Here is an 8,032-nt window from a genome sequence, read left to right as displayed (position 1 = left end):
GTTATTACGAATTGCGGCACACTTGTGCTACGCACCTTCTTCAAGATGGGGCTCATTTGGTGTCCATTCAAAAATTACTTGGACATAAAAGTTTATCTACAACTCAAATCTATTTACATATCACAATTACTGATTTAAAAGAACTTTCAAAGCAACACCCTATGAGAAAAATGCGCACCATTATGGGGCTAAAGGGAGACCCCATCAGTTCTTTTCAGACACCTTACGGTATTCGAACAGGTACTTAACAAAATAAATAGTAATCATGCGATAGAGTTAGCATTTAACAGTATTTTAGTAGTTTTTTCACCTTAAAGGTTGTATTTGGCCCTAAATTAATGTCGCTAAATCTTTCCAGGTCAATGTCCACTATCCAGTCGTAACCATCATTCAGAATTTCCAAACTTTTAGTAATCGCCATTTCACAACTTCTTTTTGCTCTAAAGCCATAACTGAAGTCACTGAACTGTTTTTCAAATATCGGACTGAGCACTTGATGAATGGCTTGTTGAACTACCCTATCCACTACTGTCGGTATTCCCAGCTTGCGCATCTTTCCAGTCTCTTTTGGGATCTCCACTCTTAAGGCAGGTTGTGGTTGGTATTTTCTTGTTCTTATGAGCTTTCTCAGTTCATCCTTGTTCTCTTTCAGATATTGTTTTAATTCGTCGACTGTTACTCCATCAATTCCACTTGCACCTTTGTTCTTATACACGCGCAAGTATGCTTCATTCATATTTTGGTTCTTTAAAACCTGTTCTAAAAGTGTCACACTCGTTTCCCCTTTTCCTCTCACGTAGTAAGTAATAGCTCCCTTTTGGTTATCCTTTGAGATACGCTCATATTTTCACCATTAACATATTCGGAGTTCGTCACTTACGCATTCGTGGCGTTGAAACACTATAAATTGTTCTGCCCTTCATGATTTCACTCATTACTATGGCTTCTGCTGACTTCTTGCGACTAACCTTTTTCGAATGTACATATGTACATTCGCAAGATCTCCCAGGGTAAGACAACTATCTTTCCTCTTTTACTCGCCTGATTTACTCTATAAAGTTACGCACATCTTTTGGACTTTGACTTGTCATGGAGCCTCATCCCTTTATAAAGCCTTGGTATCAGATTTCTGTTCGTCGAGCCAAGATTTTATTCCACGCTTCCTCTAGCCCTTACCTCACGATAAGTACCTTGCGCTTCCTTAGTGGTTGGTCGATGTGTACCCCCACAGTGGACTTTCACCACCTAGATAGTTGCCATGCCTGGCACACATAAAAAAGAAGCTAACTCTAAGTAAAGAGTTAGCTTCTGCTATCTAGCTTTAACAGCCACCACTACTAAAAGGACTTTTTGTTGTAGTACCTTTTAATAGATCGCCATCCATCGATTTTATGATTTCGTCAGTAACAGTATTAGAGATCGTTGTCGAAACAAGTTGTAGTATACCATTGACTTCCATTTGACTACTTTTAAATTCTTGAACTAATGGAATTTGATCAATCTCATCTTGATAAGCGTCAATTTTTTCTTCTGCTTTTTTTAACGCTTCTGCTTTTCCATAGTGTTGTAAATTAACGGCTTCTTTTTGCGTTCGCTTAATTTTTGCCATTAACTCTTGAACCTTTACATTTTCATTAAGTTGCTTTTCTGCTTTCTTAAAAAACTCTACTTCTTCTGTTTCCGCAATCATTTCTGCTAACTCTCTTGCTTTTGTTACAATTTCATCCTTAGTGTACACTTTTTCCATTATTCTTTCACCTCTGCTAGTTCAACGATTTCTCCATCTAACGACCACGTTTTTGCATCTGTTACTTTTACATAAACAATTTCGCCAATAACAGATTCAGGCGCTTTAAAGTTTACAAGACGGTTTGTCCGTGTACGTCCTGATAAGATCTCAGAGTTTTTCTTACTTACTCCTTCTACTAAAACTTCAACAATTTTATCTTGAAAATCTAGATTTTTCTTTGCAGAAGTTTCGTTAATTAATGCATTCAAACGAGCAAGCCTTTCTTTCTTCACTTTCATCGGGACATTATCGACCATTTTCGCGGCTGGCGTACCTTCACGAGGAGAATAGATATACGTATAGGCACTGTCAAATTCAATCTCACGTACTAATGAAAGTGTATCTTCAAACTGCTCATCTGTTTCATTAGGAAAACCGACAATTAAGTCTGTTGTAAAAGACGCATTCGGGATCGCTTTTTTTATTTTACCAGCTAACTCTAAATATTGCTCACGAGAATACTTTCGAGCCATTAATTTTAGAATTTCCGTGTTCCCGTGCTGAACTGGTAAATGGATATGCTCTACTAAATTACCACCTTTAGCAAGAACTTCAATTAAATGATCATCGAAATCTCTTGGGTGACTTGTTGTAAAACGAATTCTAGGAATATCAATCTTACGAAGCTCATCCATTAAATCTCCTAGGCCGTATTCATTATCTTCTAAGTCTTTTCCATAGGCGTTTACATTTTGACCGAGTAATGTCACTTCTTTATATCCTAGACGTGCTAGTTCACGTACTTCAGCGATTATATCCTCTGGAAGACGACTACGCTCTTTTCCACGAGTGTAAGGAACGATACAATACGTACAGAACTTGTCACAACCGTACATAATATTTACCCACGCTTGTGTGTTCCCTTGACGCTTGCGTGGCATATTTTCAACGATATCGCCTTCTTTAGACCAAACTTCAACAACCATTTCTTTACCGAAAATCGCATCTTTTAATAAGTGTGGGAGGCGGTGGATATTATGAGTACCAAATATTAAATCGATATGCTGATGTTTTTGCATTATTCGATTGACTACGCCCTCTTCTTGAGACATACAACCACAAACTGCTAAGATCAACTCTGGCCTTTCCCGTTTAAGTGGTTTTAAGTTCCCTATTTCACCAAAAACTTTGTTTTCTGCATTTTCACGGATCGCACATGTATTTAATATAATAATATCTGCTTTATTTGTATCATCCGTTTCAGAAAAACCTAGCTCCAGTAACATACCTGCCATGTTTTCTGTATCATGAGAGTTCATTTGACAACCGTACGTACGAATTAAGAAAGATTTACCCGCACCAATATCTTTCATATCTTCTGGAATATTAAAGTCGTAGTGAACTTGTACATCTTCCTTACCACGGCGTTTTCCTTTTGCGTAGTCCGGTTGATCACTTATCAATATACTACGACCACTAATTTTCATTACTTTTTTACCATCTTCAGTTTCAGTAACTTTAGCATTTGAGAAGTCAAAGTATTTACCATAATCTTTAGCTTTATTTCCACTAGAGGATTTTACGTCCTGAGCGGAAACCTTTTTACTTTTATTGTTATTGTCATTCGTCATCGTAATAACTCCTTTCTTAATGTTTTCATAGAAATATAAAAGTAGACGTACAAGTGTATATTATAAACTCTTCTATCATTGTAGACAACATTTGATATGAATATAATAACACTCCTAAGCTTTCGTCTAGTGACGCTACACACTAAAAAAGCGCACCATCGAATGATGACGCACTTTTGTAATTTATTTTGCTACAAGCACAGGACAATGTGCATGTTGTACTACATTATGACTCACACTACTAACACAATTTCTTTAATTGTACTTATAAACCTCACAACTTAAAGTTAATCTAATATTTTGAATTTTCATGAAATTTCTTTAAATTGTGTCTTTTTTATGATATATTAAAAGAGGCGTCCCAATAAAATGGACGCCTCTTAATTCCTGCATATCGTTTATATTACATGAACTCAGCCATAAGTTGATTAAACTTTTGCTCGTCAAGTTTCAAATCTTGCTTTGAAAGACCATTCTCATCGTATCCAGTGACTAACTCTTGGTAAGATTTCTTCTCTTTATCTTGATAAATTAGCCCTGTTACTAGACCGTTTGTCTCCATTAAAGTTTGCATTGCTTGCATACGATTAGACGAATCATAACCTTCGATCGCAGAAAGACTTGTTAAGTTATCTTTAAACCAGTCATATGTGTTTACTTTATTGAACGTAACACACGGACTAAATACATTAATTAGTGAGAAACCTTTATGGTTAATCCCTTGCTCGATAAGTGATGTAAGTTCTTTAAGATCACTTGAGAAGCTTTGTGCTACAAATGTAGCTCCAGCAGTAAGTGCTGTCTCCATAACGTTTAATGCAGACTCAATTGAACCACCTGGAGTACTCTTTGTTTTAAAGCCCATCTCACTACGAGGTGATGTTTGACCTTTTGTTAAACCGTAAATTTGGTTATCCATTACGATATACGTAATGTCGATGTTACGACGGATAGCATGAATCGTGTGACCCATACCGATGGCAAAACCATCACCGTCTCCACCTGATGCAATAACTGTTAATTCACGGTTAGCCATTTTAACACCTTGTGCAATTGGTAAAGAACGACCATGAATACCATGGAAACCATATGAGTTAATATAACCCGAAATACGCCCTGAACATCCGATACCAGAAACAACAGCAAGACTATCTGGCTCTAGACCAGCATTTGCAGCAGCACGTTGAATAGCTGCTTGTACGGAGAAATCTCCACAACCTGGGCACCAGTTTGGCTTTACTTTGTTACGAAAGTCTTTAAATGTCGCCATTTAGACCAACTCCTTGCATTGTTTGTAGATGTCTGATGGCAGGAATGGATTACCGTCATATTTAAGCATGCTTTCAACGTTTGTTCCGCCAACATTCATTTTAATAATACTTGCTAACTGTGCTGTAGCATTGTTTTCAACAACAACAACTTTCTTCGCACGATCCATTAATGGCTTTAATTTCTCTGTCGGGAACGGGTGAAGTAAACGAACATGTGCATGGTTTACTTTAATTCCATCAGCTTCTAAACGAGGCATTGCTTCGTTTATTGTTCCACGTGTAGAGTTAATTCCTATAACTAATAGATCTGCTTCCTCGTGCTCTGCATTAACATATACAGGATTATCGAAACGGTCAGCTAGTGAATTTAATTTGCGTAATCGCTTGTCCATTTGGGCCACACGATTTTCAGGACTCTCAGATGGTTTTCCTGCCTCATCATGCTCAACACCTGTTACGTGATGGACACCATTTTTCATTCCTGGTGCTACACGAGGCGATACACCATCTTCTGTAACTAGGTAACGCTTGAAGTATTCTCCATCTACACGTTCTGGCAACTCTTCATTAAAATCAAATTTACCACGGCGAATTTGAATTTTATTATAATCTAATGGTTCAACTGTTTGTTTACCTAATGATAAAGCAAGGTCAGTTACAATAATTACTGGACATTGAAATTCTTCTGCAATATTAAACGCTTCGATTGTATCGTAGAATGCCTCTTCTACTGTACTTGGCGTAATAACAACTTTCGGAATATCTCCATGAGTGTTATAAACCATTGCCATTAAATCTGATTGTTCTTGCTTAGTTGGTAGACCCGTACTCGGACCACCACGTTGAGTATCAACGATTACTAATGGAACTTCTGTAATACCTGAAAGGCCAATTGCTTCTGCCATTAGCGATAAACCTGGGCCAGCTGAAGCTGTTAACGCACGAACACCAGCATAGTTAGCTCCAATCGCCATTGTACAAGCAGCAATTTCATCTTCAGTTTGTATTACTGTACCTCCAAATTCAGGAAGCTTTTTAATTAGGTACTCCATAATCTCTGATGCAGGAGTAATAGGGTATGCAGGCATGAAACGGCATCCACCTGCTACTGCACCCATTCCAATCGCATCGTTCCCGATTAAGAACATACGTTTTTTTCCGTCAGCTTTTTCTAACTGAAGAGATTCAATTTGGCCACCTGCTTCTTTATTAAAGAAATCAGCACCCGCTTGAATAGCTTCCATATTTTTGTCAACAACTGACGCACCTTTTTTCTTGAAAATTTCTTCAACTACTTCACGGTAAGCTTCTACAGGTAAACCAAGGATTGCACTTGATGCACCAACAGCTACCATGTTTTTCATTAGTGAAGTTCCTAGGTCATTCGCAATTTCTGTGAATGGAACCGCATACAACGTCGCATTAGAGTCAGCTGCTAATGTTGGTTTAAATTTAGCATCAGCAACAACAATCCCGCCATCACGTAGTTCATGATAGTTTACATCAATTGTTTCTTGATCAAATGCCACTAGAATATCTAAATCATCTGAAATTGCATTAAGTGGCGTTGTACTTACTCTGATTTTATTGTTCGTATGTCCACCTTTAATACGAGAAGAAAAGTGTCGATATCCGTACAAGTAGTACCCTAAACGATTAAGTGCAATAGCAAAGATTTCTCCGGTACTTTCAATACCTTCCCCTTGCTGTCCTCCAACTTTCCAAGAAAGTTGATTGATCATTTTCTCCACCCCTTTGGCGTTATAAATGAGTATGACTGTTTCCACTATCTGCATAGTAAATCCCTTTTTAAATATTCACTAGGCGAACTATATGGGTAACCTACGTGTCATGCTCATGATGAATAATTATGTACTAAACGCTTACAATAATAAATCTATCCATAAGAAAAAGCAAGACCTATAAGGAAAAATATTACGAAATAGTGAAAACTTAAACATTGTCAAAATTAATCGGAACTTTTTGTGTTCACGATCTTGTCATAATCTTAACAAAAGATGACTACTTACTTCAAAGGTTTTTAATTTTTTTTTAAAACTTTTTTTTAATAAACAAAAAAATGCACAAAAATAAGGCTAACTAAAGTACTTGTGCCTCCACTTGAAAAGCACAAACACTAAGAAGTTAGCCTTGTGTATTCGAGCACCTATCGTGGCTCTACAATTAATTTAATGGCTGTTCTTTCCTCACCATCAATCTTAATATCCGTAAAAGCAGGAATGCAAACGAGATCAATCCCACTTGGTGCCACAAAGCCTCTTGCAATAGCAATCGCTTTAATCGATTGATTTAGAGCTCCAGCGCCAATAGCTTGAATTTCTGCTGCGCCCCGTTCTCTAATGACCCCTGCAAGTGCTCCTGCTACTGAATTGGGTGTGGATTTTGCTGAAACTTTTAATATCTCCATTTCTTGTACCTCCCTTAATGATGAATATTGCCGCATATTAAATATATTCACGAAATATTCTTATATTCCTTCTTTTAAAGAGGTATTTTCGAAATATTCTTTCTTTTATTTACTCATAAAATGGAAAATCTTCGTTAATTAATATCCTTTCAATCGATTTTGCTCGACCATTTTTTTCATCAACAGTAATAACGACAGCATTTAACTGCTCTCTTCCCTCTGCAACTTCAAACCTAACGGGTAAGTTCGTTAAAAATTTATTTAACACCGCTGAACGTTCCATACCTAATATGCCGTCATAAGGCCCTGTCATCCCAACGTCAGTAATATAAGCTGTGCCCTTAGGTAATACTCGGTGATCGGCAGTTTGAACATGTGTGTGTGTACCAACGACCGCTGTGACTCTGCCATCTAAATACCAACCCATCGCTTGCTTTTCGCTCGTAGCTTCAGCATGAAAGTCTACAAAAATAACTGGAGTTCTACTTTGTACCTGTTCTATTATTTCGTCAACTTTTCGGAAAGGACAATCGTTTGGAGGAAGAAACGTTCTTCCCATTAAGTTAATTACAGCCACTTCAATACTATTTACCTTCACGATTGTATAGCCTTGTCCTGGCGTACCATCTGGAAAATTTGCAGGACGAACTAGTGATCTAGCATCATCAATAAATTCAAAAATTTCACGGTTATCCCAGGAATGATTGCCCAATGTGACGGCTTGAGCGCCTGCATCCAGAAAACCTTTATATATTTTCTGGGTAATACCTTTTCCACCAGCTGCATTTTCACCGTTAACGATTGATATTTGTGGGCGGTACTTCTTTTTTAGTTTTGGTAAGTATTCTTTTATCATTCCTCTACCAGGTGAACCGACAACATCTCCAACAAATAATATTTTCATCTAAAGCCTCTTTTCTATAACTTACTTTATGTATGTACTTTCCCTGAATTAATCATATATAAAAATAAT

Annotated in this window: 8 protein-coding genes; 1 reads left to right on the top strand and 7 read right to left on the bottom strand. The window is 37.3% G+C overall.

Annotated features, from left to right (window positions below):
- Nucleotides 1-248: tyrosine-type recombinase/integrase (locus tag BK574_RS00140; protein WP_158211464.1), on the top strand; the 248-nt coding region annotated here is incomplete at its 5' end.
- Nucleotides 249-283: 35 nt separating this feature from the next.
- On the opposite strand, the gene BK574_RS00135 is transcribed toward BK574_RS00140, so the two are convergent.
- From BK574_RS00135 to BK574_RS00105, 7 genes are all read right to left on the bottom strand, one after another.
- Nucleotides 284-772 carry a reverse transcriptase domain-containing protein gene (locus BK574_RS00135; RefSeq protein WP_238457900.1) on the bottom strand — a complete coding sequence of 163 codons (489 nt, stop codon included), beginning with the start codon at nt 770-772 and terminating at the stop codon, nt 284-286.
- Nucleotides 773-1,321: 549 nt separating this feature from the next.
- The gene (locus tag BK574_RS00130; RefSeq protein WP_075385728.1) at nt 1,322-1,747 is read right to left on the bottom strand and encodes a YlbF/YmcA family competence regulator; all 426 of its coding nucleotides are present in this window, start codon (nt 1,745-1,747) and stop codon (nt 1,322-1,324) included.
- Entirely contained in the window at nt 1,747-3,360 is a 1,614-nt protein-coding gene (miaB, locus tag BK574_RS00125; protein WP_078426998.1) for a tRNA (N6-isopentenyl adenosine(37)-C2)-methylthiotransferase MiaB, read from the bottom strand. Before miaB ends, BK574_RS00130 begins: the two co-directional genes overlap by 1 nt.
- 403 nt (nt 3,361-3,763) lie before the next feature.
- Entirely contained in the window at nt 3,764-4,630 is an 867-nt protein-coding gene (locus BK574_RS00120) for a 2-oxoacid:ferredoxin oxidoreductase subunit beta (RefSeq protein ID WP_078426997.1), read from the bottom strand.
- Nucleotides 4,631-6,373 (bottom strand): 2-oxoacid:acceptor oxidoreductase subunit alpha, encoded by a 1,743-nt coding sequence (locus BK574_RS00115; protein WP_142247841.1) that lies wholly within the window; start codon nt 6,371-6,373, stop codon nt 4,631-4,633.
- 425 nt (nt 6,374-6,798) lie between these two features.
- Nucleotides 6,799-7,059 carry a stage V sporulation protein S gene (locus BK574_RS00110; protein ID WP_075385725.1) on the bottom strand — a complete coding sequence of 87 codons (261 nt, stop codon included), beginning with the start codon at nt 7,057-7,059 and terminating at the stop codon, nt 6,799-6,801.
- Nucleotides 7,060-7,168: 109 nt separating this feature from the next.
- Nucleotides 7,169-7,963: a TIGR00282 family metallophosphoesterase gene (locus tag BK574_RS00105; RefSeq protein WP_075385724.1), complete on the bottom strand. Its 795-nt coding sequence runs from the start codon at nt 7,961-7,963 to the stop codon at nt 7,169-7,171.
- Nucleotides 7,964-8,032 lie beyond the last annotated feature (69 nt).

Source organism: Alkalihalobacterium alkalinitrilicum, from assembly GCF_002019605.1.
Classification (GTDB): Bacteria; Bacillota; Bacilli; order Bacillales; family Bacillaceae_F; genus Alkalihalobacterium; species Alkalihalobacterium alkalinitrilicum.
This window is presented reverse-complemented; position numbering and strand designations above follow the sequence as displayed.

What these genes read in the sequence shown, in the direction of transcription:
- BK574_RS00105 (WP_075385724.1), bottom strand. Translation starts at nt 7,963, where the DNA reads ATGAAAATATTATTTGTTGGAGATGTTGTCGGTTCACCTGGTAGAGGA.
- BK574_RS00120 (WP_078426997.1), bottom strand. Translation starts at nt 4,630, where the DNA reads ATGGCGACATTTAAAGACTTTCGTAACAAAGTAAAGCCAAACTGGTGC.
- BK574_RS00130 (WP_075385728.1), bottom strand. Translation starts at nt 1,747, where the DNA reads ATGGAAAAAGTGTACACTAAGGATGAAATTGTAACAAAAGCAAGAGAG.
- BK574_RS00115 (WP_142247841.1), bottom strand. Translation starts at nt 6,373, where the DNA reads ATGATCAATCAACTTTCTTGGAAAGTTGGAGGACAGCAAGGGGAAGGT.
- BK574_RS00110 (WP_075385725.1), bottom strand. Translation starts at nt 7,059, where the DNA reads ATGGAGATATTAAAAGTTTCAGCAAAATCCACACCCAATTCAGTAGCA.
- miaB (WP_078426998.1), bottom strand. Translation starts at nt 3,360, where the DNA reads ATGACGAATGACAATAACAATAAAAGTAAAAAGGTTTCCGCTCAGGAC.